Raw genomic sequence first — 23,461 nt, forward strand, 5'->3', positions numbered from 1 at the left:
GGTCGCCGGGACCGTTGTCCCGCTTCGGCGCGCCGATAGCTCACATCCGTGCGACCCGTTCGGCGAGCGTTTTCCGTCCGGTGGCACGATGGCCTGGATGAGCAGCGCAGAGCAGACCAGTCCCGGGAGCCGCCCGACGGCGGGCTCCAACTTCGTCCGAGCGTGCCGCGGCGAGCCGGTCACGCACACGCCAGTGTGGTTCATGCGGCAGGCGGGGCGCTCCCTGCCGGAGTATCGCGAGCTGCGCGCGGGCGTACGCATGCTGGAGTCGTGCCGCCGCCCCGACCTGGTCACCGAGATCACCCTGCAGCCGGTGCGCCGCCACGGCGTGGACGCGGCCATCTTCTTCAGCGACATCATGGTGCCGCTCGACGCGGCCGGGGTGGACCTGGACATCGTGGCCGGCACCGGCCCCGTGGTCGCCGAGCCGGTCCGGACCATGGCCGACCTGGACCGGGTGCGCCCGCTCGACCCGTCCGCCGTGTCGTACGTGGACGAGGCGGTGCGGCTGCTGACCGCCGAGCTGGGGGACACCCCGCTGATCGGCTTCGCGGGCGCGCCGTTCACGCTGGCCAGCTACCTGGTCGAGGGCGGCCCGTCGCGCAACCACACCCAGACCAAGGCGCTGATGTACGGCGACCCGGAGCTGTGGCACGCGCTGCTGGCCCGCCTGGCCGACATCACGCTGACCTTCCTCAAGGTGCAGATCGCCGCCGGGGTGAGCGCGGTGCAGCTGTTCGACTCCTGGGTCGGCGCGCTCTCCGAGGCCGACTACCGCGAGTACGTGCTGCCCCACTCGCGCGCCGTGCTGGAGGGCCTGACCGGCGCGGGCGTGCCGCGCATCCACTTCGGGGTGGGCACCGCGCTGCTGCTGCCCGCCATGGCCCAGGCCGGCGCGGACGTCGTCGGCGTCGACTGGCGCACCCCGCTGGACCAGGCCGCCAAGCTCGTGCCCGGCCACCCGGTGCAGGGCAACCTCGATCCGGCGGTGCTGTTCGCGCCGTGGGAGGTCGTCGAGCGCGAGGTGCGCCGCATCCTGGCCGAGGGCCGGACCGCGCCCGGCCACGTGTTCAACCTCGGCCACGGCGTGCTCCCGGAGACCGATCCCACCGTGCTCACGCGCGTCGTCGAGCTGGTCCACGAGCTCAGCGCCCGATGACCGCGCACACCGTCGTCGTCGGGGGCGGCATCGCGGGCCTGACCACCGCGCTGCGCCTGGCGGCGGCGGGCCACCGGGTGACCGTGGTGGAGCAGTCCGACCGCCTCGGCGGCAAGATCAGCACACGGCCCGACGGCGTCGACACCGGAGCCGAGCAGTTCCTGATGCGCGACCCGGCGGGCGGCCCCAGCGGCGCGATGCGCCTGGTCGACTCGCTGGGCCTGGCCGAGCGCCTGGTGCACCCCGTGGCGGGCGGTGCCGGGCTGTGGGTACGCGGCGCGCTGCGCCCGATGCCCACCGGCCACGTGATGGGCGTGCCCGGCCCGCAGACGGCGCTGGACGGCGTCGCCACGCCCGCCGACCACGACACCGACCGCGGCACGCCCGTGCTGGCCCCCGGCGAGGACCGGGCCGTCGGCGCGGTGGTCCGCGAGCGCCTCGGCGACGAGGTCGTCGACCACCTGGTCGACCCGCTGCTCGGCGGCGTGTACGCGGGCAGCGCCGACGGCCTCTCCCTGGCCGCGACCATGCCCGCCCTGCACCGGGCGCTCGGCGAGGAGCACACCCTGCGGCAGGCGGTGGCCCGCACCACGGCCGCCAGCCGCGCGCACGGCTCCGGTGCCCCCGTCTTCGGCACCCTGCGCGGCGGCCTCGGCGGCCTGATCGACGCGGTCGCCGCCGACCTGCGCGCCCGTGGCGTGGAGATCCGCACCGGCCTGCCCGTCCGCCGGCTGGAACGCGACGGCACCGGCTGGGCCGTGTACGTCGGCGCGGCCGCCCCCGACGCCCCCGCGAGCGCCCGCGGCCCCCGACTGACCTGCGACAACCTCGTGCTGGCCGCCCCCGCCCGCCCCGCGTCCCGGCTGCTGCAGCCGCTCGCGCCGGACGCCGCCGCGCTCGTCGGCGCCCTCGACTACGCCAGCATCGGCCTGATCACCCTGGAGCTGGCCGGCGTCGAGCTGCCCGCGCTGAGCGGCTTCCTGGTCCCCGCCGACCAGGGCCTGACCATCAAGGCCGCCACCTTCTTCAGCACCAAGTGGGCCCACCACGCCCGCCCCGGCGGCGTGCTGCTGCGCACCAGCGTCGGCCGCCACGGCGAGCAGACCGCGCTCCAGCGCCCCGACGCCGAGCTGGTGGGCGCGGCGCTCGCCGACCTGAGCACGGTGTTGGGCATCCCGCTGCCGACGCCCGCCGCCGCCTCCGTCACCCGCTGGGGCGGGGGACTGCCGCAGTACGCCCCCGGTCACGTCGACCGGGTCGCCGCCGCGCGTGACCTGCTGAGCGGGCTCCCTCTCGCCCTGGCCGGCGCGGCGTTCGACGGCGTCGGCATCCCCGCCTGCGTCAACTCGGCCGAGCAGGCCGCCGACCGGATTCTGGAAGGATCAGAGCAATGAGCGAGCAGGAACAGAGCAACGCCGCCCGGCTGCGCGAGCTGAACGACACCATCCGGTACACGATGTGGTCGGTGTTCCGCGCCAAGGCCCCGATGCCGTCGATCCGGTCCGAGGCGGCGGGCGAGGTCGAGGGCCTGTTCCACCAGCTCGCCGAGAAGGACGTGACGATCCGCGGCGTGTACGACGTGGCCGGCCTGCGCGCCGACGCCGACGTGATGATCTGGTGGCACTCCAGCTCCGCCGACGCGCTCCAGGACGCGTACGGCCTGTTCCGGCGTACCGCGTTCGGCAAGTGCCTGACGCCCGTGTGGTCACAGGCGGCCCTGCACCGCCCTGCCGAGTTCAACAAGAGCCACATCCCGGCGTTCCTGGCCGGCGAGGAGGCCCGCCGCTACGTCTGCGTCTACCCGTTCGTGCGCTCGTACGAGTGGTACCTGCTGCCCGACGCCGAGCGCCGCGAGATGCTCGCCGAGCACGGGAAGATGGCCCGCGGCTACCCCGACGTCCGCGCCAACACGGTCGCCTCGTTCGCCCTGGGCGACTACGAGTGGATGCTCGCCTTCGAGGCCGACGAGCTGCACCGCATCGTCGACCTGATGCGCGACCTGCGCGCCTCGACGGCCCGCCGCCACGTGCGCGAGGAGGTGCCGTTCTACACCGGCCGCCGCCGCTCGGTCGAGGAGATCGTCTCCTCCCTCCCGTAGGAACGCTCCCACGGTAGGGGTCGCGAGAAATCGAACGCAAACTGTAGGGCATCCCGTGCAACTGATTTGCACGATCGTGCCCTACACTTGCGTACCATGACGCGCAGACTCGCCGAAGTGGCGAAGTACGTGGGAGTGAGCACGGCCACCGTGAGCCGCGTGCTCAACGGCCGGCCCGGCATCTCCGAGGCCACCCGCACGGCCGTGCTCACCGCCCTGGACGTGCTCGGCTACGAGCGCCCGACGAAGCTGCGCGGCGAACGTGCACGTCTGGTCGGCCTCGTGCTGCCCGAGCTGCAGAACCCGATCTTCCCCGCCTTCGCCGAGGTCGTCGCGGGCGCACTGGCCAAGCGCGGCTTCACCCCCGTGCTCTGCACCCGCACCGCCGACGGCGTCGCCGAGTCCGACTACGTCGACATGCTCCTGGAGCAGCAGGTCTCCGGCGTCATCTTCGCCGGCGGCAACTACGCCCAGGCCGACGCCGAGCACGAGCACTACCGCCGCCTGCTCGACCGCGGCCTACCGGCCATCCTGGTCAACGCCGGCATCGAGGACCTCGGCTTTCCCCGCGTCTCCGCCGACGACGCCGTGGCCACCGAACAGGCCTACAACCACCTGGCCTCCCTCGGCCACGACCGCATCGGCCTCATCCTCGGCCCCCCCGACCACATGCCCTCCCAGCGCAAACGCCAGGCCTTCCCCGGCCCCGACGACCTCGTCGAGCGCACCATCTTCTCCATGGAGGGCGGCCACGCCGCCGCGGCAAGACTGATCGCCCGCGGCGTCACCGGCATCATCTGCGCCAGCGACGTCCTCGCCCTCGGCGCCGTCCGCGGCGCCCGCCGCCTGGGCCTGTCCGTCCCCGCCGACATCTCCCTCGTCGGCTACGACGACTCAGCGGTGATGACCTGCACCGACCCACCCCTGACCACCGTCCGCCAGCCCATCGAGGCCATGGGCCAGGCCGCCGTAGCCCTCCTGGTCAGCGAGATCGCCGGCAACGTGGTCCCCGCCGACGAACTCCTCTTCGAAACCGAACTCGTAGTCCGCGGCTCCACCGCCGCCGTAACCCCCACCGCCCCCCGCGTCCCCGCCCAGGCCCGCACCGCCGACTGACCCCACCCCACCCCACCCCACCCCACCCCACCCCTCCGCCCGCCCCGCCCGCTTGATCGTCCAACTTGCCAGGCAAGTGGGTGAAAGCGCGCGCAAGATACGCCCAGGTGCCAGGCAAGTCAGACGATCAAGTCGCCCGCGCCGCCCCCCCCGGCGCCCCGCCGCCGACCAGCTCCCCGCACCGCGTACCCACACAGGCCCTGTCGCCACCAGCGACGGGGCCTGTCCCATTCCCCGGGACCGCGCCTTCGCGTGGCCCGGTTTGTCCGTTTCAAGCGGCGATGATCGCGACTTCGTGTCCAAACCTAAGGCCACACCTCACCTTCCGACACGAACTCGCGATCAAGACAGCACCGCCCCACCACCAGCGCCCACCGCGCTGAAACGTTGCGTAAACGCACCCGCGAACCCCACCCCGCACCCTCCTCGGCGCCGCCCTTCACCACGCACGCCACCGCGGCTGACGCCAGAACGCCACCTTCCCACCACTGACCTGCACTTTCATGACACCAGTGCAACGCCTAACCGACGAACGACCGCAAAGACACGACAGCATGCCGAGATGATTGCGAAACCATCTCGACACATCTTCAGTGAGCCCCGCCACACACATCCCTTGCAGCGCTTACATCACCCCGCCACGCGACAACCGTCCGTCGAAATTTTGCGTAACTATCTTGATACCTTGCGGCAATGAGTCGCCATCGCTACAGTGACTTCACGTAAGCCTGACCTTGGAAAATGCGAGGCAGGTCACACGGAAGCCAGCGCAACAACACGACGCCGCCGCGGAGACCTCTCGCCGCGGCTCATGTAGATCAAGAATCCTGTTCCCGAAGGGATGGACAGATGTCCGTACCGCACTTCCGGAGGGTCGCCGCGATCGCGCTCGCGGCCGGCCTGGGACTGGGCCTCGCGGCCTGCTCCACCAAGGGCGATGACGAGGCCGACGCCGCCGGCAAGACCATCATCACGGTGGACTGCATGCCGGTCGGCGCGCAGAAGAACCTGCTGCAGGCCTGGAACGACGACGTGAAGGCGTTCGAGGCGGCCAACCCCGACATCAAGATCAAGAGCGTGTCGGTCGGCACCCAGTGCGCCAACCCGCCGGACTTCACCGCCCGCCTCAACGGCGGCTCGATGACCGACGTGTTCTACGGCTACATGACCGACGTGCAGCAGGTCATCGACTCCGGCCAGGCGATGGACATCACCGCCTACGCCAACAAGGACAACATCCCCACCTGGGACGACGTCCTGGCGGACGCCAAGAACACGTTCACCAAGGACGGCAAGGTCTGGGGCATCCCGACCAAGAACTACTCGATGGGCCTGGTCTACAACAAGACCCTGTTCGCCAAGGCCGGGCTGGACCCGAAGAGCCCGCCGAAGACGTGGGCCGAGGTCCGCGACGCCGCCAAGAAGATCGCGGCGCTCGGTGACGGCGTCGCCGGCTACGGCGAGTACAGCTCGGGCAACACCGGCGGCTGGCACTTCACCGCCGAGCTGTTCGCCCAGGGCGGCACCCCGGTGTCGGCCGACGGCAAGAAGGCCGACTTCAACAACGACATGGGCAAGAAGGTCCTGCAGAACCTCAAGGACATGCGCTACACCGACAACAGCATGGGCTCGCGCCAGCTGCTCGGCTGGGGCGACCTGCTGACGCTGGCCGGTGCCGGCAAGGTCGGCATGTTCGTGGGCGCGCCGGACGCGACCACCGCGATCGTGACCCAGTTCCAGGGTAAGTACGAGGACTGGGCGATGGGCCCGATGCCCGGCCAGGACGGCCCGGCCAAGGGCACGCTGGGCGGCGGTGAGGGCTACTTCTTCAAGGCGGGCCTGTCCGAGGACCAGATCAAGGCCGGTCTGAAGTGGCTGGCGTTCGAGAAGCTCACCCCGGGCAAGGGCCAGTTCGACTACGTCCGCGCCAAGGGCCTGGGCGAGCAGGTGGGTCTCCCGCAGCCGCAGCTGTTCACCCCGGGCAGCGCTTCGCAGAAGGCCGAGTTCGACCTGCGCAAGGCGAACGGCAACATCGCGCCGGACGACTTCGCCGCCTTCGAGAACAACCCGGTCCCGATCAAGTTCGAGCCGGCCAACGCGCAGGGCATCTACGCGATCCTCGACAGCGCCATGTCGGCGATCCTGACCAACCCGAACGCGAACGTCGACGCAGAGCTGAAGAAGGCCGAGGAGAAGGTCAACCAGCTCCTCGCGCAGGCCGCCAAGTAATCAGACGGCGGGGGGCCGGCCCGGCGCCGGCCCCCCGCCCTCCGCGCGGACCTGACCTCACCCTTTCCCTCGGGAGTGAAGACATGGCGATCGCCACCGTTCCGGGCACCGGCATCGACGTCGGCAGCCAAGCGCCCCAGCCGCCCGCGGATCCACGCCGGGCCCGGCGCAACCGCCGTATCAAGGACAATCTGACCGGATACGGGTTCCTGGCCGGCGCGGTCATCTGCTTCGCCTTCTTCTCCTGGTACCCGATGATCCGCGGCGTCGTGATGAGCTTCCAGCGGACCCGGCGCGGCGAAACCACGTGGGTGGGCTGGGACAACTACGACCGCATCATCAACGACCCGAGCTTCTGGATCGCCTGGAAGAACACCCTGTACTTCACGGTGCTGGCGCTGATCCTCGGCTACGCGGTCCCCTTCTTCCTGGCGGTGCTGCTCAACGAGTTCCGGCACGCCAAGGGTTACCTGCGCGTCCTGGTCTACCTCCCGGTGATGCTGCCGCCCGCGTCGGCGCTGTTCCTGTTCAAGTACCTGGCGTACGACCCGAGCGACGCGGGCCTGTTCAACGCGATGCTGAAGGCGGTGGGCCTGCCCACCTCGCAGTGGATGCAGTCGGCCGACATGACGATGCCGGCCATGGTGCTCGCCTCGACCTGGATGAACATGGGCGGCGCGATCCTCATCTACCTGGCCGCGCTGCAGAACATCCCGGGCGAGCTGTACGAGGCGGCCGAGCTGGACGGCGCGGGCATCTGGCGGCGGATCACCAACGTGACCATCCCGCAGACCCGGCTGATCCTGTCGCTGATGGCGATGCTCCAGGTCGTCGCGACGATGCAGCTGTTCATCGAGCCGCTGATCCTGGCCAACGGCGCCGGTACGCAGGACTCGGCCACCTCGGTCGTGTACCTCATCTACCAGCACGGCTTCTTCCAGAACGACCTCAACGGCGCGGCGGCGCTGGGCGTGATCATGCTCGTGGCGCTGATCGGCTTCTCCGCCGTGTACGCCCGGCTGAACGCGAAACAGGACTAGGGGACGAGTCATGGCGCAGATTTCCGAGACCCGGTCACTGATCTCCTTCGCGCAGGTCTCCCGGGGCCGCGGTAAGGCGATCTACTGGGGCCTGCTCATCACCGTGCTGATCGTCTTCACGCTGGTCTTCATCGGCCCGCTGTACTGGATGGTCACCGGCGCGCTGAAGTCCAGCCCGGAGCTGGCGCAGACGCCGCCGACGCTGTGGCCGAGCGACCCGCAGCCGGCGAACTACTCCGACGCGTGGGAGCGGCTGGCCCTGGCCAAGCTGCTGTTCAACACGGTCTACTACGCGCTGGGCGCGCTGGCGTTCCAGCTGGTGCTGGACACGGCGGCGGCGTACGCGCTGTCGAAGCTGCGGCCCCGGTTCGGCAACATCGTGCTGGGCGCGATGCTGGCCACGCTGATGATCCCGGCCATGGTGCTGATCATCCCGCAGTACGTGACCGTGATCGACATGCCGATCCTGGACATCAGCCTGATCGACTCGCCGTTCGCGATCTGGCTGCCCGCGGTGGCCAACGCGTTCAACATCTTCCTGTTGAAGCGGTTCTTCGACTCGATCCCGGAGGACCTGATGTCGGCGGCGACGATGGACGGCGCGGGGTCGATGCGCATCCTGTGGTCGATCATCCTGCCGATCTCGCGGCCGATCCTGGGCGTGGTGTCCATCTTCGCGGTGACCGCGGTCTGGAAGGACTTCCTCTGGCCCGCGCTGGTCATGCCGTCACCGGAGACGCGCACCATCAGCGTCGGCATCTACGCCTTCTCCGGCGGCACGCCGCAGAACGTGGTGGTCGCGGCGGCCGTCATCGCCGCCATCCCGACGATCATCTTCTTCCTGATCTTCCAGCGGAGCATCATGTCCGGCCTCACCGCCGGCGGCCTCAAGGAGTAGCGGGCCCGGTCCGCTCCGCTCGTTCCACCTCCAGTTTCGCGTTCCCGTAAGAGGAAGCAGGTATCTCTCGTGGTTGACATCGGAGCCATCGCGCCGAGGGGGGTGCGCCCGGCGACGGACGCCTGGTGGCGTGACGCCGTCATCTACCAGGTCTACGTCCGCAGCTTCGCCGACGGCAACGGCGACGGGGTGGGCGACCTGGCCGGCGTGCGCGCGCACCTGCCGTACCTGCGGGACCTGGGCATCGACGCCATCTGGTTCAACCCGTTCTACGTGTCGCCGCAGGCCGACGGCGGCTACGACGTCAGCGACTACCGCAACATCGACCCCATCTTCGGCGACCTGGCTGAGTGCGAGGAGATGATCCGGGAGGCGCACGCGCTGGGCATCCGCGTCATCGTCGACGTGGTCCCGAACCACTGCTCCGACCAGCACCCCTGGTTCCAGGCGGCGCTGGCGGCCGGGCCCGGCTCGCCCGAGCGCGACCTGTTCTGGTTCCGGCCGGGGCGGGGCGAGAACGGCGAGCTGCCCCCGACGGCCTGGACGTCGAACTTCGGCGGCGGCACCTGGACCCGGGTCGCCGACGGCGAGTGGTACCTGCACCTGTTCGACGGCGCGCAGCCCGACTGGAACTGGGACCACCCGGCCGTCCGGGAGGAGCACGAGAACGTGCTGCGCTTCTGGTTCGACCGGGGCGCCGACGGCATCCGCATCGACTCGGCCGGCCTGCTGATCAAGGATCCGAACCTGCCCGAGGTGGGCACCACCGAGCGGCACCCGTTCGAGGACCTGGATGAGGTGCACGACGTGTACCGCGCCTGGCGGCGCATCGCGGAGGAGTACGGCGGCCGCGCGCTGATCGGCGAGGTGTGGATGCCCGACATCGAGCGCTTCACCAACTACCTGCGCCCCGACGAGATGCACACGGCGTTCAACATGAACTTCCTGTGCAGCGCCTGGGACGCCCCGAAGCTGCGCGAGGTCGTCGACGACACGCTCGGCTCGCACGCGCCCGTGAACGCGCCTGCGACCTGGGTGCTGTCCAATCACGACGTCACCCGCCACGTCAGCCGGTACGGCCGCGAAGACACCTCGTTCTCGTTCAAGGGGCGCACCCACGACACCCCGGTGGACCTGGAGCTGGGCACCCGCCGCGCCCGCGCCGCGATCATGCTGGCGCTCGCGCTGCCCGGCTCGGCGTACCTCTACCAGGGCGAGGAGCTGGGCCTCTGGGAGGTCGAGGACATCCCGGCCGAGCTGAAGCAGGACCCGATGTGGCACCGCACCGCCGGGGCCGACCCGGGCCGCGACGGCTGCCGGGTGCCGCTGCCCTGGTCGGGCGCGGAGGCGCCGTTCGGCTTCAGCCCCGAGGGCGCCGCTGAGAAGCCGTGGCTGCCGCAGCCGGCGGCGTGGAAGGCGTACACCGCCGAGGCGCAGACCGGCGACCACGGCTCGATGCTGGAGCTGTACCGCCGCCTGCTGGGCCTGCGCCACAACGAGCCCGCGCTCGGCGACGGCCCGATGTCCTGGCTGGACAGCGACCCGCAGGTGCTGTCGTTCCGCCGCCCCGGCCCGGACGGCCTCGACGTGATCTGCGTGGTCAACCTCGCCGACTCGCCGGTGGAGCTGCCCGCGCACGCCGCGGTGCTGCTTGCCAGCGGCCCGCTGGACGGCACCCGCCTGCCCGCCGACACCGCGGTCTGGCTCCGCCCCGCCTGACCGTGGACACCGCGGTTCGGCTCAGCCCCGCCTGACCGTTCACCCCGATCCATCGCCCAGCGGGCCCGAAAGGAGCCCGAAGCTCAGCATCGCCAAGGCCGTGGCGGCGCGACCCCACCCCGCGCCGCCTCAACCGCTCCGGTCCCCCCGTCCCACACCGGAAGGCAACACAGGCAATGAACGAGCACAGCAGTCTCCGCATACCGACGAGAAACGCCCGGCGCACCGGGCTGGCCGCCGCTGCCGCCAGCTCGGTGCTGGCCGCCGCCGCGCTGGTGGCGGTCTCCGCGGCCGGCGCTCTGATCCCCGCGCCAGCCCAGGCCGCGTCGCTGTCCCCGCTGGCCGTGCCCGGCCGCGGCGCGACGGTGGCGTTCACCGAGTTCGAGGCCGAGGAGCAGCCGACCAACGGCACGATCCTGGCGCACACCCGCTACTACGGCCAGCTCGCCTCGGAGGCCTCCGGCCGCCAGGCGGTCACCCTGGACGCGGTGGGGGAGTACGTCGAGTTCACCCTCACCAAGCCCGCCGACTCGATCAACTTCCGGTACAGCCTGCCGGACAACGCGGCGGGCACCGGCCGCGACGCCACCATCGACCTGCGGGTCAACGGCAACTTCCTCAAGAGCGTGCCGGTGACCTCGAAGTACGGCTGGTTCTACGGCGGCTACCCGTTCAACAACAACCCGGGCGACACCAACCCGCACCACTTCTACGACGAGCAGCGCAGCCTGCTCGGCAGCACGTACCCGATCGGCACGAAGATCCGGCTGCAGGTCAACTCGACGGCGCAGTCGCCGAGCTTCACCATCGACCTGGCCGACTTCGAGGTCGTCGGCGGCCCGAAGAGCAAGCCCGCCAACGCGATCGACGTGGTGGCCGACTTCGGCGCCGACCCGAACGGCGGCACGGCCGACAACACGGCGAAGTTCCAGGCCGCGGTGGACGCGGGCAAGGCGCAGGGCCGGGTCGTCTGGATCCCGGCGGGCACCTACACCGTCTGGGACCACATCGTGGTCGACGGAGTGACCCTGCAGGGCGCGGGCATGTGGCACAGCGTGCTGACCGGCCGCCACCCCACCAACCGCAACCGCGCGGTGGGCGTCTACGGCAAGTACGTGGCCGGCGGCGGCTACGGCGGCGAGATCCGGCCGCACGAGGCGGGCGGCCCGAGCCGCAACGTCACCCTCAAGGACTTCGCGATCATCGGCGACATCCGCGAGCGGGTGGACAACGACCAGGTCAACGCCATGGGCGGGGCCATGACCAACTCGGTGGTCGACAGCGTGTGGATGCAGCACACGAAGGTCGGCGCCTGGATGGACGGCCCGATGGACAACTTCACCATTCGCAACAGCGTGATCCTGGACCAGACCGCCGACGGCGTGAACTTCCACACCGGCGTGACCAACTCGACGGTTACCAACACGTTCGTCCGCAACACCGGCGACGACGGCCTGGCCATGTGGCCCGAGCGCATCCCGAACGTCAACAACACGTTCTCGTTCAACACGGTGGGCGTCACGATCCTGGCGAACAACATCGTGTCGTACGGCGGCCGGGACATCAAGATCACGGACAACGTGGTCGCGGACAGCATCACCAACGGCGGCGGCATCCACATCGGCAACCGCTACCCGGGCGTCAACTCTGGCCAGGGCACGGCCGTGGCGGGCACCTTCACCATCGCCCGCAACACGCTGATCCGCACCGGCAACTCCGACTACAACTGGAACTTCGGCGTCGGCGCGATCTGGTTCTCCGGCCTCAACGAGCCCATCAACGGCGCGACCATCAACATCACCGACACCGACATCCTGGACAGCTCGTACGCGGCGCTGCACTGGATCGAGGGCGGCGCGACCGGGATCCACTTCAAGAACGTCCGGATCATCGGCGCGGGCACCTACGCGCTCCAGGTGCAGTCGCAGGGCCAGGCCACGTTCGAGAACGTGACCGCGTCCGGCATCGCGCAGAGCAACCCGATCCACAACTGCGTGGGCCCGTCGTTCCAGATCACCCAGGTCGGCACCAACTCCGGCTGGTACGCCAACCCGCCCGCGTGCACCGGCATCTGGCCCACCCCCGTGTGGACCGGCGGCCCGACCACGCCGCCGAGCAACAGCCCGCCGCCGCCCAGCTCCCCGCCGCCGCCCTCGGCGCAGCTGAGCCTGAGCACCTCGAACCTGGTCTTCGGCACCCAGAACGTGGGCACCACCAGCGCCGCGCAGACGGTCACGGTGAGCAACCCCGGCTCGGTCGCGGTCAGCCTGAGCGGCGTCGCCGTGAGCGGTGACTTCGCCCGCACCACCACCTGCGGCGCGACCCTCAACCCGGGCGCGAACTGCACGGTGTCGGTCACCTTCACCCCGACCGCCACCGGCACCCGCAACGGGCAGCTGTCCGTCGGCAGCAACGCCCAGGGCAACCCGCACGTGGTGAACCTGACCGGCTCCGGCTTCAACCCCAACGGCAACCTCGCCGCGGGCCGCCCGGCCACCGCGACCAGCCAGACGCAGTCGTACGCCCCCGGCAACGCGGTCGACGGCGACGTGAACACGTACTGGGAGAGCGCCAACAACAACTTCCCGCAGTCGATCACGGTGGACCTGGGCGCGAGCGTCAACGTCAACCAGGTCGTGCTGAAGCTGCCGCCGTCGTGGGGCACCCGTACGCAGACCCTGCAGGTCCTCGGCTCGGCGGACGGCTCGAACTTCAGCAGCCTCGCCGGTTCGGCCGGCTACACCTTCAACCCGGCCACCGGCAACAGCGCGACGATCAACTTCACCGCCGCGTCGCGCCGCTGGGTCCGGGTGACGGTCACCGGCAACACCGGCTGGCCCGCGGGCCAGTTCAGCGAGTTCGAGGTGTACGGCAACGGCACCCCGCCCCCGCAGACCCCGGCGATCGGCCTGTCCACCTCCAGCCTGGCGTTCGGCAACCAGACCGTGAACAGCACCAGCGGCGCGCAGACGGTGACGGTGACCAACACCGGCACGGCGTCGGCGACGCTGGGCGCGGTGTCCGTCAGCGGCGACTACGCCCGCACCACCACCTGCGGCTCCTCGCTGGCGGCGGGCGCGTCCTGCACCATCTCGGTGACGTTCACGCCGACCGCCGCCGGGACCCGCTCCGGCACGGTCAGCTTCACCAGCAACGCGCCGGGCAGCCCGCACACGGTCAACCTGGCCGGCAACGGTGTCGTCGCGAACACCAACCTGGCGCTCAACCGCCCGGTGACCGAGAGCGGCCACGCCGACGTGTACGGCGCGGGCAACGCGGTCGACGGCAACGCCAACTCCTACTGGGAGTCGCTGAACAACGCCTGGCCGCAGACGATCACGGTGGACCTCGGCGCGACGACCTCGGTGTCGCGGATCGTGCTGAAGCTCCCGCCCGCGACCGCCTGGGCCACCCGCACCCAGACCCTCTCGGTCCTGGGCAGCACGAACAACACCTCCTACAGCACGGTCAAGGCCTCGGCGGGTTACGTCTTCAACCCGTCCTCGGCCAACACCGTCACCATCACCTTCCCCGCGACCAGCCAGCGTTACCTGCGCCTGAGCTTCACCGGCAACACGGGCTGGCCCGCCGGCCAGCTCTCCGAGTACGAGGTCTACGCCTCGTAACCAGAACCCCGGTGGGGAGGGTGAGCGGCCCTCCCCACCGGCTTAGTGAAAGGAAGGGCACCTTCTTATCGTTCTACGTATAGGAAGGTGCCCTTCTTAACGTTTCAGCCCACGGCTTCCGGACCGTTGCGTGATCCGGTCCACCGGTTCGCCGGGCGTACGGCCCGACGACGGCCGGTTACAGTAACCGGCGTGACGCGCAGACTCGCCGAAGTGGCGAAGTACGTGGGGGTGAGCGAGGCGACGGTGAGCCGTGTGCTCAACGGCAAGCCCGGCATCTCGGAATCGACTCGCACCGCCGTGCTGACCGCCCTGGACGTGCTCGGCTACGAGCGGCCCACCAAGCTGCGCGGGGAGCGGGCGCGCCTGGTCGGCCTCGTGCTGCCCGAGCTGCAGAACCCGATCTTCCCGGCGTTCGCCGAGATCGTGGCGGGGGCGCTGGCGCAGCGCGGCTTCACCCCGGTGCTGTGCACCCGCACCGAGGAGGGCGTGGCCGAGTCGGCGTACGTCGACATCATGATGGAGCAGCAGGTCTCCGGGGTGATCTTCGCGGGCGGCCTCTACGCGCAGGCCGACGCCGAGCACGAGCACTACCACCGCCTGCGCCAGCGCGGCCTGCCCGTGGTGCTGGTCAACGCGGCGATCGACGGGCTGGGCTTCCCGATCGTGGCGGCCGACGACACGGTCGCGGTGGACCAGGCGTACGGCCACCTGTCCTCGCTCGGCCACACGAAGATCGGCCTGCTGCTGGGCCCGGCCGACCACGTGCCCTCGGCCCGCAAGCTGGCCGCGTTCAAGCAGCGCACCGGGCAGGCCAAGCCGCCGGTGGCGCGCACCATCTACTCGATGGAGGCCGCGCAGGCCGCCGCGGTGCGGCTGATCAAGGACGGGGTGACCGGCCTGATCTGCGCCTCCGACGTGTTCGCGCTCGGCGCGGTGCGCGCGGTACGCCGGATGGGGCTGCGCGTGCCGGAGGACATCTCGGTGGTCGGCTACGACGACTCGCTGTTCATGGCCTGCACCGACCCGCCGCTGACCACGGTGCGGCAGCCCATCGGCGCGATGGGCCAGGCCGCGGTGGCCATGCTGGTGTCCCAGGTCGACGGCGGCGAGGTCGCGCCGGACGAGTACCTGTTCGACCCCGAGCTGGTGGTCCGCGCCTCGACCGCGGTCGTCCGGGCCGCCTGAGCCGGCGCGCCGCCCGGGTCAGCCGCGGCGCATGGGGATGTGCGGGATGCCGTCCTCCAGGAACTCCGGCCCGCTGGGCGCGAAGCCGTACTTGGCGTAGAACTTCGCCAGGTGCGCCTGCGCGTCCAGCACGACCGGGGCGTCGCCGACCACGGCGAGCGCCGCGGTGAGCAGCTGCCCGGCCAGGCCGTCGCCGCGCGCTTCGGGGGCGGTCACCACGCGGCCGATGCGGTACACCGTGCCCTCCGGAGTGTCATCGGTGAGCAGGCGGAGGTAGGCGACCGGTTTGCGGTCGACCTCGTACCACAGGTGCCGGGCGCCGGGCTCGGTGTCGCGTCCGTCCAGCTCGGGGTAGGGGCACTCCTGCTCGACGACGAAGACGTCCACGCGCAGCTTGAGCAGGGCGTACAGGGCAGCGGCGTCCAGGTCCTGGAAGCTCGCGGTACGGAAGATCATGGTCGTTGCCGGGATCACCGTTGAATCGTATTCGGTGAAACGGCTCACCCTCACTTTCGGCCGGGACCCGTCGTGATTCAGTATTTAGACCGACCAGTCAGTTCAAAAACTTTGCGGAGGGTACGCGTGGCGGCGGCACTGCTGGAGGCCGAGGGGCTCGGGCTGCGTACCCGCCAGGGATGGGTCTTCCGCGACCTGGACCTGCGCGTCGGCGCGGGGGAGCTGGTCGCGCTCACCGGACCCGCAGGTGGCGGCCGCACCAGCGCCCTGCTCGCGCTCGGCGGTCGCTTCCGGTTCACGCACGGCCGGGTCACCGGCCCGGGGCGCACGGCATTCGGCCTGGTCCCGGGCGTCAACGAACCCGAACCGGCGCTCACCGTCGCCGAGCACCTCGGGGAACGGCTTCGCCTGCTGGGCCGCGCCCGCCCCTGGCACCGCCTGCGCCGCCTCACCGCCGGTCCGCTGCTCGCCGACCTGCCCCCGGGCATCGCACCCGGCACCCTCGCCCGCGACCTCGCCCCGCTCGACCGGCACCGCCTGATGATCAGGCTGGCCCTGCTGGAGGACCCCGACGTGCTGCTCCTCGACGACCTCGACGTCTCGCTCACCCCGGCCGAGACGCAGACCCTCCTCAGCGAACTCGACGCCACCGGCCGCGCCGCCGTCTTCACCTGCCGCGGCCCGGCGTTTGGAAGGGCACCTTCTACTACGGAATCCGATAACAAGGTGCCCTTCCTTTCTCTCGTGGGGGTGGGGCGGTGAGTCTGGGGCGGCTGGAGCTGCGGCGGTTCCGGCGGCACCGGATGACGCGGGCCGCGCTCGTCGTGCTCACTCTGGTGCCGCTGCTGTACGGGGCGCTGTACCTGTGGGCGTTCTGGGACCCGTACGGCAACATGCACCGCATCCCCGTGGCGCTCGTGCTGCAGGACCGGGAGGCGAGGGACCCGGACGGCGCGGCCGTGCACGCCGGACGTGATCTGGCCGAGGAGCTGGAACGGCGGCAGGTGTTCGGCTGGCACCGGGTGGACGCGGCCGCCGCCGAGGCCGGGCTGCGCGACGGCACGTACCAGCTCGCGCTGCGCATCCCCGCGGACTTCTCGGCCGCGCTGGTCACCGGGCCCGACCCGGCGGCGGACGCGCGCGCCGGACAGCTCACCGTGGTCAGCGACGACGCGGTCAACTACATCTCCGGCATGCTCGCCCGCAGCGCGTTCACCGAGATCCGGGCGGCGGCGGCCGAGTCGGCGGCGGGGAGGTACTTCGACGGCATGCTGATCGGGTTCACCGATCTCAAGTCTGCGCTCGGCGAGGCCGCCGACGGGGCGGACGCGCTCGCCGACGGGGCCGGGCAGGCCCGCAACGGGGCCGGGGCGCTGGCCGACGGAGCGGGTGATGCCGCAGCAGGGGCGGGCACGCTCGCCGACGGGCTGGCGCAGGCCGAGTCCGGCTCGCGGACGCTGGCCGCCGGGCTGGCCACGCTGGAGGCCGGATCGGCGCAGCTCGCCGACGGGGCGGCCCGTGCGGCGGCGGGCGGGCAGCGGCTCGCGTCCACCGTGGACCGTGCGGCCGACCGGGTGGAGCCGGTGCTACGCGAGCATGCCGGCACCGTCGAGCGCGGGGCCACCGCCGTCGCCGACGCCGCGCAGGCGCTCGCCGAGCACCTCGATCTGCTGCCGGGGCTGGCCGAGCAGGCGGTGCGGCGTACCGGCGAGGTCGTCACGTCCCTGGACGCGCTGGCCGCGGCGCACCCGGAGCTGCGCGACGACCCGGCCTTCACCGCGGCCCGCCGGGCCGCACAGGCCGCCGCGGACACCGCCCGCGACCTCGACCGGCGCCTCGACGAGGCCGGGCTGCCCGAGGTACGCGCGAAACTGCTGGCCGTCGCCGCGACCGCGCGTGCGGTGGCGCAGGCCGCGCCACACCTGGCCGACGACGTCGCGGCCGCCCGGCGCAGCGTCGACGAACTGGCCGCCGGGCTGGCCGAGCTGTCCACCGGTGCCGACCGGCTGCACGGCGGCATCGCCACGGCCTCGACCGGGGCGAAGTCGCTGCACGGCGGGCTCTACCGGCTGTCCACCGGCGCGCGGCAGCTCGACGGCGGGTTGACCGCGCTGTCCGGTGGCGCGGGCAAGCTGGCCGCGGGCCTGGCCAAGCTCGACGACGGCGCCCGCGAGCTGGCCTCCGGCCTGAGCGACGGCGCGGCCGAGGTGCCGGGGTACGACGCCGACAGTCGCGCCGAGCGGGCCGGGGTGCTGGCCGCGCCGGTGACGCTGGACCGCGACGTACGCCACGCGGCCGCCGCCTACGGCACCGGGTTCGCGCCGTACTTCCTGGCCCTGGCGCTGTGGGTGGGCGCGATGCTCACCTTCATGCTGCTGCGGCCGATCACCCGGCGGCACCAGATGACCGGCGCCCCCGCCTGGCGGGTGGCGCTGGCCGGCTGGCGGCCCGCCGTCGCCGTCGGCGTCGCCCAGGCCACCGCGCTGTACGCCGTACTGCGCCTGGCCCTCGGGCTGGAGCCGGTGCACCCGTGGGGCATGTACCTCTACCTGCTCGCCACCGTGCTCGCGTTCACCGCGGTGCTGCAGCTGCTCGGCGCGGCGCTGGGCGCGTCGGGCCGGGTCGCCGCGCTGATCCTGCTGATGCTCCAACTCACCGGCTCCGGCGGCACCTACCCCGTGGCCACCAGCCCCGCCTTCTTCCAGGCCATCCACCCGTACCTGCCGATGACGTACGTCGTCGACGGCCTGCGCCACCTCATCCTCGGCGGCTCGGCCGACACGGTCCTGACCGGCGTCCTCGTCCTCCTGGCCGTCACCGCCCTGGCCCTCACCCTCACCACCCTCACCGCCGCCCGCACCCGCCGCCTCACCCCCGACAAACTCCACCCCGCCCTCCCCATCTGACCACGCCCACCGCCGCCGGCTGCTGCGTCGATCATGAACTTATGGCACGGTTCGGCGGCGTGTCAGCGGCACAACTTCATGATCGATTTGGGATCCAGGCGGGGTGGGGCAGGATGGGGCGGGTGGACGGGCGGACGGCGCGGCGGGACGCGACCAGGCAGAAGCTGTTCGAGGCGACCATGGCGCTCATCGCCGAGCAGGGGTTCTCGGACACCACGGTGGATCAGATCGCCGAGCGGGCCGGGGTCGCCAAGGGGACGGTGTACTACAACTTCGCGTCCAAGACCGTGCTGTTCGAGGAGCTGCTGCGGTATGGCGTGGGGCTGCTCACCGCCGACTTCCAGGCGGCCGTGGCGGACCGGGCGCCCGCCGACGCGATCGCCGCGCTGGTGCGGACCGAGCTCGGCTTCATCCAGCGCTATCGCTCCTTCGCGCAGCTGCTGCTGTCGGAGATGTGGCGTACCCACCGCGACTGGCAGCAGACCCTGCTCCTGCTGCGCGAGGAGGCGATCTCGGTGATCGCGGGCACGCTGCAGCAGGGCGTGGACAGCGGGGACTTCGCCGCCGATCTCGACGTACGGCTGTCCGCGTCGGCGCTGTTCGGGGTGTGCCTCGTCGTCGCGCTGGACTGGCTCGTGTTCACCCCCGAACAGCCGATCGAGCAGGTCGAGAACGCGGTCCTCGCGATCGTCCGCAGCCGCGCCGCAGTGCAAGGAAGGGCACCTTCTTAACGCTATTCGTAGTAGAAGGTGCCCTTCTTAACGCCTCGCAGGGGACAGGCCGGGGCGGCTGGCATACTCACCGGTCATGGTGCTGTCGCGGGGCTGGTCGGTGTTCCTGATGCTGGTCGGCGTGTGGACCTGGGTGATCTGGCCCCGGTTCGCCGTCGCGATCTGGAACGACCCGCGGGCGTGGTCGGCGGGCGTCGTGGGCGACGGCACGCCGACGAGCTTCCTGTGGGTGCATGCGCTGCTGATCGCCGCGTCGCTGGCGCTCGGGACCACGGTCGGCGTGCTGGGGATCAAGGGCTGGCGGGCGAGCCGGGCCGCACGTTAGGTCCCGCCGGGCCGGCCTGCCGGCGGCCTACTCCGGCAGGTGGCAGACGGCTTCGACGTTGTTGCCGTCGCGGTCGCGGACGAAGGCGCCGAAGTAGTCGGCGTGATACTCCGGCCACAGGCGGGGCGCGTGCAGCACCTCCGCGTCGGCGGCCACGGCGGCGTCGAAGAACGCCTGGACGGCTGCCCGGTCCTGCGCGACGAAGGCGATGTGCGCCTCGCGCGCGACGCCATCCGTCGTGACCGGACCGAGCCAGAACACCGGCCGGTCCGTGCCGTATCCGATGACGTCGCCGAACTCCAGCAGCCGCCGGCCGCCGAGCGGGGCGAGCACGGTGTCGTAGAAGTACGCGGCGGCCGCGACGTCGGCGACCTGGATCGACAGGTGATCGAGCATGCCCGTCACCCTAGACCCGCCGGGCTGCGCTGGAGGCGGACCCGCCGGGCTGCGCTGGAAGCGATGATCGCCGTCTCGTGTCGAAACCTTGCGTCAGACCACACCTTTTGACACGAACCAGCGATCAACGCTTCCCACCCAGCCACCCAGGGTTAAGAAGGGCACCTTCTACCACGGAAAACGATAAGAAGGTGCCCTTCCTTTCAGTGGGTGCGGCGGGCGGTGACGGCGGCGGCGAGGGTGGCCAGGGTCTGCTCGGTGGTCTGCCAGCTCATGCAGGCGTCGGTGACGGACTGGCCGTAGACGAGGGGCTCGCCGGAGTCGAGGTCCTGGCGGCCGGCCACGATGAAGCTCTCCAGCATCACGCCGCCGATGCCGTGCTGGCCCTCGGCGATCTGCGCGGCGATCTCGTCGGCGACGACGGCCTGGCGCTCGTGGCTCTTGCCGCTGTTGCCGTGGCTGGCGTCGATCACCAGGTGGTGCTTGAGGCCCGCCTTCTCGGTCAGGGCCAGCGTCGCGGCGACCGACTCGGGGCCGTAGTTGGGGCCGCTGCGGCCGCCGCGCAGGATCACGTGGCAGTCCTCGTTGCCGGTGGTGGTGACCACGGCGGCGCGGCCGTCGGGGTCCACGCCGAAGAAGACGTGGCTGTTGCGGCCCACCTCACAGGCGTCGATGGCGCCCTGGATGCCGCCGTCGGTGGTGTTCTTGAAGCCGACCGGCATGGACAGGCCGGAGGCGAGCTGCCGGTGCACCTGGCTCTCGATGGTGCGGGCGCCGATCGCACCCCAGGTCACCGCGTCGGCGATGTACTGCGGGCTGGTCGGGTCGAGGAACTCGCAGCCGACGGGCATGCCGAGATCGAGGATGTCGAGCAGCAGCGTGCGGGCGGTACGCAGGCCCCGGTGCACGTCGTAGGTGCCGTCCAGCCCCGGGTCGTTGATGAGGCCCTTCCAGCCGATCGTGGTGCGCGGCTTCTCGAAGTAGACGCGCATCACGACGCACAGCTCGCGCTGGTGCTGCCGGGCCGCGTCGGCGAGCCGCCGGGCGTAGTCCATGGCCGCCTCGGTGTCGTGCACCGAGCACGGGCCGACCACCACGAGCAGGCGGTCGTCGCGGCCGGTGAGCACGTCGCGCACCTCCTGGCGCGATCGTTGCACCAGCGCGGCGCGATGCTCGCCGAGCGGCAGCTCGGTCAGCAGCTCACGCGGCGGCTGCAGCGGCTCGAACGAGAGCACGTGTACGTCGTTGGTCTGGGTCATCGGAGCGTCTCCCGGTTCTCAGGGACGGGCCCCGCCCTGATGAGGTCCCAGGCCAGCCCGTCCTTCGACATGGCAAAGGGCGAAGACGTGACGTCTTCGCCCTGCTGGCTCTGGGTGGTCTCGCGGTCAGCGCATCGAACCGCCGGCTCCACCCAGAGCCAGCGTAAAGCGCCAATACATGCGAACCACGAGAGCGACCTTACCCCATCCCGCGCCCGTCCATCCAACTTCCCGTATGGCGGAACCGGACACCCGGGCAGGTATGTCCGCGCCTGTGGCGACGCTCATGGCACGGTCCGCGCCGGTACGCATACTGTGGACCATTCCGGGCGGTCCGAGGAGCGGGCCGCGTGACGAGGGGGGCGGCAGGTGCCGACCGCACAGGAACTGCCCACCGAACCGCTGCACGCCACGCGCACGCTGTCCGACAACGTCTACCGCTGGCTGCGCGAGCAGATCGTGCTCGGCAAGATCGGCCCGAACGAACCGCTGGTCGAGGCGGTCATCGCGGAGAAGCTACAGGTCAGCCGTACCCCCATCCGGGAGAGCCTGCAGCGCCTGGCCGCCGACGGCCTGATCGTCTCCCACCGCCGCCGCTGGATCGTGCGCCAGCACGGCCGGGACGAGATCGTCGCCATCTACGAGGTACGCATGGCGCTGGAGTCCTTCGCGGCCCGCTTCGCCGCCCAGCGCGCCACCGACGCCGAGTTGGCCGCCATCGCCGCACACTGCGCCAGCTGGACCGGCACCGGCAGCAACGACGACTTCGTGGTCTTCAACGACCGCTTCCACCACATGATCGTCGAGGCCGCGCACAACCCCCGCCTGGCCCGCGTCATCGAGCAGAACCACCTCTACTTCTTCAACGACCAGATCGCCGCGCACTACCGCCCCGACGAGGTCGCCGCCTCCCAGTCCGAGCACGAAGCCCTGGTCGAGGCACTCCACACCCGCGCCCCCGACCGCGCCGCCGACCTCTCCCGCCACCACGCCGAAACCGCCCTCGACCTGATCCTCACCCGCCTCTTCTGACCCGGCCCCTCTAGCGCGGCGATCTTGCGTGGGTTGTGGGTGCGACACGCACTAAACGGGCAAAGGGGCAACACTTCGCGCAAGATCAACGCGATCTTGGGCGGAGGCGGGGGAGCCAGCCGGGGACCTCGCGGCGGTAGGCGTCGTAGTCGGGGCCGAACTGGCGGCGGAGGTGTGGTTCTTCGTAGAAGTGGACGAACGTCACGAACGCCAGGAAGACGCAGGCGGTGTAGGCGAGCAGCGGCAGGCTGCCGAACAGCAGCGCCTGGCCGAGGATCGCGGACAGGATCGCGACGTACATCGGGTTGCGGACGTAGCGGTAGAGGCCGCCGACGACCAGGTGCTGCGGCGGTGCGGCGGGCATGGGGGTGCCGGCGCCCTCGGTCACGAACCGCGCGAACGCGTTCACCACCACGGCGGTGCCGACCAGGATCAGCAGCACGCCGAGGGCGCGTACCGGCGGCCACCAGTGGGCGGCGGTCCGCCATCCGGTGATCAGCCAGGGCGCCAGGCCCGCGACCACGCACGGCGCGGCCAGGAAGAACGCGGCGCTGCCCGCCGCCGCCGTCGATCTGCGCACGCCCCAGTCTCACCCGCGAGAGCCGGTCACGGCGATAGGCTTCGGGCGTGTCCTATACCGGTGACGTGACGCGCGGCGGATCCGCCGACGTACGCGAACTCGACGAGCTGACCATCAGCAAGGTCTCGGTCGGCCCCCACGACAACAACGCCTACCTGCTGCGCTGCAACGGCACCGGCGAGCAGCTGCTCGTCGACGCGGCCAACGACGCGCCGACGCTGCTGGCCCTGGCCGGTGACCCGGGCCTGGCCACGGTGGTGACCACGCACCGGCACGGCGACCACTGGCAGGCACTGTCCGAAGTGGTCGCGGCGACCGGTGCGACCGCGATCGCCCACCCCGCCGACGCGGGCGAGCTGCCGGTGAAGGCCGAGACCGTCGAGGAGGGACAGACGGTGCGCGTCGGGCAGGTCGAGCTGGAGGTCATCCACCTGGTCGGGCACACACCCGGCTCGATCGCGCTGCTCTACCGCGACCCGCACGGGCATCCGCACCTGTTCACGGGCGATTCACTGTTCCCCGGCGGCGTGGGCAACACGTGGGGCGACCCGCAGGCGTTCGCCTCGCTGCTGCGCGACGTCGAGACGAAGATCTTCGACCGGCTGCCCGACGACACCTGGTTCTACCCCGGCCACGGCAAGGACAGCACCCTGGGCCGCGAGCGCCCGTCGCTGCCGGAGTGGCGCGCCCGCGGCTGGTGAGC

Annotated in this window: 20 protein-coding genes; 16 read left to right on the forward strand and 4 right to left on the reverse strand. The window is 71.2% G+C overall.

The window, feature by feature from the left end; genetic code table 11:
- Positions 1 to 88: 88 nt before the first annotated feature.
- The 10 genes from hemE (at position 89) to CS0771_RS12925 (ending at position 15,073) form a co-directional block, all read left to right on the forward strand.
- Complete coding sequence (gene hemE / locus CS0771_RS12880) at positions 89 to 1,159, forward strand: uroporphyrinogen decarboxylase (RefSeq protein ID WP_212841181.1); 1,071 nt, start codon at positions 89 to 91, stop codon at positions 1,157 to 1,159.
- Entirely contained in the window at positions 1,156 to 2,553 is a 1,398-nt protein-coding gene (hemG, locus tag CS0771_RS12885; RefSeq protein ID WP_212841182.1) for a protoporphyrinogen oxidase, read from the forward strand. The genes hemE and hemG overlap by 4 nt, the downstream gene beginning before the upstream one ends.
- Positions 2,550 to 3,257, forward strand: a complete 708-nt coding sequence (hemQ, locus tag CS0771_RS12890) for a hydrogen peroxide-dependent heme synthase (protein WP_212841183.1) — start codon at positions 2,550 to 2,552, stop codon at positions 3,255 to 3,257. The genes hemG and hemQ overlap by 4 nt, the downstream gene beginning before the upstream one ends.
- 96 nt (positions 3,258 to 3,353) lie before the next feature.
- Positions 3,354 to 4,373, forward strand: coding sequence for a LacI family DNA-binding transcriptional regulator (locus tag CS0771_RS12895; RefSeq protein ID WP_212841184.1), 1,020 nt, complete (start codon positions 3,354 to 3,356; stop codon positions 4,371 to 4,373).
- 849 nt (positions 4,374 to 5,222) lie between these two features.
- Positions 5,223 to 6,602, forward strand: a complete 1,380-nt coding sequence (locus CS0771_RS12900; protein WP_212841185.1) for an ABC transporter substrate-binding protein — start codon at positions 5,223 to 5,225, stop codon at positions 6,600 to 6,602.
- A gap of 83 nt (positions 6,603 to 6,685) precedes the next feature.
- The gene (locus CS0771_RS12905) at positions 6,686 to 7,642 is read left to right on the forward strand and encodes a carbohydrate ABC transporter permease (RefSeq protein WP_203742445.1); all 957 of its coding nucleotides are present in this window, start codon (positions 6,686 to 6,688) and stop codon (positions 7,640 to 7,642) included.
- Positions 7,643 to 7,652: 10 nt separating this feature from the next.
- Positions 7,653 to 8,540 carry a carbohydrate ABC transporter permease gene (locus tag CS0771_RS12910; RefSeq protein ID WP_212841186.1) on the forward strand — a complete coding sequence of 296 codons (888 nt, stop codon included), beginning with the start codon at positions 7,653 to 7,655 and terminating at the stop codon, positions 8,538 to 8,540.
- Positions 8,541 to 8,609: 69 nt separating this feature from the next.
- On the forward strand, positions 8,610 to 10,259 hold the full coding sequence (locus tag CS0771_RS12915; protein ID WP_244870759.1) for a glycoside hydrolase family 13 protein: 1,650 nt from the start codon (positions 8,610 to 8,612) through the stop codon (positions 10,257 to 10,259).
- 176 nt (positions 10,260 to 10,435) lie between these two features.
- Positions 10,436 to 13,885: a discoidin domain-containing protein gene (locus CS0771_RS12920; RefSeq protein WP_212841187.1), complete on the forward strand. Its 3,450-nt coding sequence runs from the start codon at positions 10,436 to 10,438 to the stop codon at positions 13,883 to 13,885.
- A 192-nt stretch (positions 13,886 to 14,077) separates the two neighbouring features.
- On the forward strand, positions 14,078 to 15,073 hold the full coding sequence (locus CS0771_RS12925; RefSeq protein WP_212841188.1) for a LacI family DNA-binding transcriptional regulator: 996 nt from the start codon (positions 14,078 to 14,080) through the stop codon (positions 15,071 to 15,073).
- Between the two features lie 18 nt (positions 15,074 to 15,091).
- On the opposite strand, the gene CS0771_RS12930 is transcribed toward CS0771_RS12925, so the two are convergent.
- Positions 15,092 to 15,529, reverse strand: a complete 438-nt coding sequence (locus tag CS0771_RS12930) for a GNAT family N-acetyltransferase (protein ID WP_212845807.1) — start codon at positions 15,527 to 15,529, stop codon at positions 15,092 to 15,094.
- A 126-nt stretch (positions 15,530 to 15,655) separates the two neighbouring features.
- Between CS0771_RS12930 and CS0771_RS12935 the strand changes: the two genes are divergently transcribed.
- From CS0771_RS12935 to CS0771_RS12950, 4 genes are all read left to right on the forward strand, one after another.
- Positions 15,656 to 16,291, forward strand: coding sequence for an ATP-binding cassette domain-containing protein (locus CS0771_RS12935; RefSeq protein WP_212841189.1), 636 nt, complete (start codon positions 15,656 to 15,658; stop codon positions 16,289 to 16,291).
- Positions 16,288 to 18,435 (forward strand): YhgE/Pip domain-containing protein, encoded by a 2,148-nt coding sequence (locus tag CS0771_RS12940; RefSeq protein ID WP_244870760.1) that lies wholly within the window; start codon positions 16,288 to 16,290, stop codon positions 18,433 to 18,435. Before CS0771_RS12935 ends, CS0771_RS12940 begins: the two co-directional genes overlap by 4 nt.
- Before the next feature lie 113 nt (positions 18,436 to 18,548).
- Entirely contained in the window at positions 18,549 to 19,166 is a 618-nt protein-coding gene (locus CS0771_RS12945; protein ID WP_212841190.1) for a TetR/AcrR family transcriptional regulator, read from the forward strand.
- 76 nt (positions 19,167 to 19,242) lie between these two features.
- Complete coding sequence (locus tag CS0771_RS12950; RefSeq protein ID WP_212841191.1) at positions 19,243 to 19,491, forward strand: SCO4848 family membrane protein; 249 nt, start codon at positions 19,243 to 19,245, stop codon at positions 19,489 to 19,491.
- A gap of 27 nt (positions 19,492 to 19,518) precedes the next feature.
- Here CS0771_RS12950 and CS0771_RS12955 read toward each other — a convergent pair whose 3' ends face one another.
- Positions 19,519 to 19,887 (reverse strand): VOC family protein, encoded by a 369-nt coding sequence (locus CS0771_RS12955; RefSeq protein WP_212841192.1) that lies wholly within the window; start codon positions 19,885 to 19,887, stop codon positions 19,519 to 19,521.
- Positions 19,888 to 20,090: 203 nt separating this feature from the next.
- Entirely contained in the window at positions 20,091 to 21,146 is a 1,056-nt protein-coding gene (locus CS0771_RS12960; protein ID WP_212841193.1) for a 3-deoxy-7-phosphoheptulonate synthase, read from the reverse strand.
- A gap of 369 nt (positions 21,147 to 21,515) precedes the next feature.
- Here CS0771_RS12960 and CS0771_RS12965 point away from each other — a divergent pair, with 369 nt between their 5' ends.
- Complete coding sequence (locus tag CS0771_RS12965) at positions 21,516 to 22,178, forward strand: GntR family transcriptional regulator (protein ID WP_212841194.1); 663 nt, start codon at positions 21,516 to 21,518, stop codon at positions 22,176 to 22,178.
- 85 nt (positions 22,179 to 22,263) lie between these two features.
- Here CS0771_RS12965 and CS0771_RS12970 read toward each other — a convergent pair whose 3' ends face one another.
- Positions 22,264 to 22,758, reverse strand: coding sequence for an isoprenylcysteine carboxylmethyltransferase family protein (locus CS0771_RS12970; protein ID WP_212841195.1), 495 nt, complete (start codon positions 22,756 to 22,758; stop codon positions 22,264 to 22,266).
- A 47-nt stretch (positions 22,759 to 22,805) separates the two neighbouring features.
- On the opposite strand from CS0771_RS12970, the gene CS0771_RS12975 reads away from it, so the two are divergent.
- Entirely contained in the window at positions 22,806 to 23,459 is a 654-nt protein-coding gene (locus tag CS0771_RS12975; protein WP_212841196.1) for an MBL fold metallo-hydrolase, read from the forward strand.
- The last annotated feature ends 2 nt before the right edge of the window (positions 23,460 to 23,461 follow it).

This window comes from Catellatospora sp. IY07-71 (assembly GCF_018326265.1).
Lineage (GTDB): Bacteria > Actinomycetota > Actinomycetes > Mycobacteriales > Micromonosporaceae > Catellatospora.

Excerpts from the sequence above, each read along its gene's own strand:
- CS0771_RS12910 (WP_212841186.1), top strand. The coding sequence starts at position 7,653 with ATGGCGCAGATTTCCGAGACCCGGTCACTGATCTCCTTCGCGCAGGTC.
- CS0771_RS12955 (WP_212841192.1), bottom strand. The coding sequence starts at position 19,887 with ATGCTCGATCACCTGTCGATCCAGGTCGCCGACGTCGCGGCCGCCGCG.
- hemG (WP_212841182.1), top strand. The coding sequence starts at position 1,156 with ATGACCGCGCACACCGTCGTCGTCGGGGGCGGCATCGCGGGCCTGACC.
- CS0771_RS12960 (WP_212841193.1), bottom strand. The coding sequence starts at position 21,146 with ATGACCCAGACCAACGACGTACACGTGCTCTCGTTCGAGCCGCTGCAG.
- CS0771_RS12905 (WP_203742445.1), top strand. The coding sequence starts at position 6,686 with ATGGCGATCGCCACCGTTCCGGGCACCGGCATCGACGTCGGCAGCCAA.
- CS0771_RS12950 (WP_212841191.1), top strand. The coding sequence starts at position 19,243 with ATGGTGCTGTCGCGGGGCTGGTCGGTGTTCCTGATGCTGGTCGGCGTG.
- CS0771_RS12945 (WP_212841190.1), top strand. The coding sequence starts at position 18,549 with ATGGGGCGGGTGGACGGGCGGACGGCGCGGCGGGACGCGACCAGGCAG.
- CS0771_RS12895 (WP_212841184.1), top strand. The coding sequence starts at position 3,354 with ATGACGCGCAGACTCGCCGAAGTGGCGAAGTACGTGGGAGTGAGCACG.
- hemQ (WP_212841183.1), top strand. The coding sequence starts at position 2,550 with ATGAGCGAGCAGGAACAGAGCAACGCCGCCCGGCTGCGCGAGCTGAAC.
- CS0771_RS12900 (WP_212841185.1), top strand. The coding sequence starts at position 5,223 with ATGTCCGTACCGCACTTCCGGAGGGTCGCCGCGATCGCGCTCGCGGCC.
- hemE (WP_212841181.1), top strand. The coding sequence starts at position 89 with ATGGCCTGGATGAGCAGCGCAGAGCAGACCAGTCCCGGGAGCCGCCCG.
- CS0771_RS12920 (WP_212841187.1), top strand. The coding sequence starts at position 10,436 with ATGAACGAGCACAGCAGTCTCCGCATACCGACGAGAAACGCCCGGCGC.
- CS0771_RS12930 (WP_212845807.1), bottom strand. The coding sequence starts at position 15,529 with ATGATCTTCCGTACCGCGAGCTTCCAGGACCTGGACGCCGCTGCCCTG.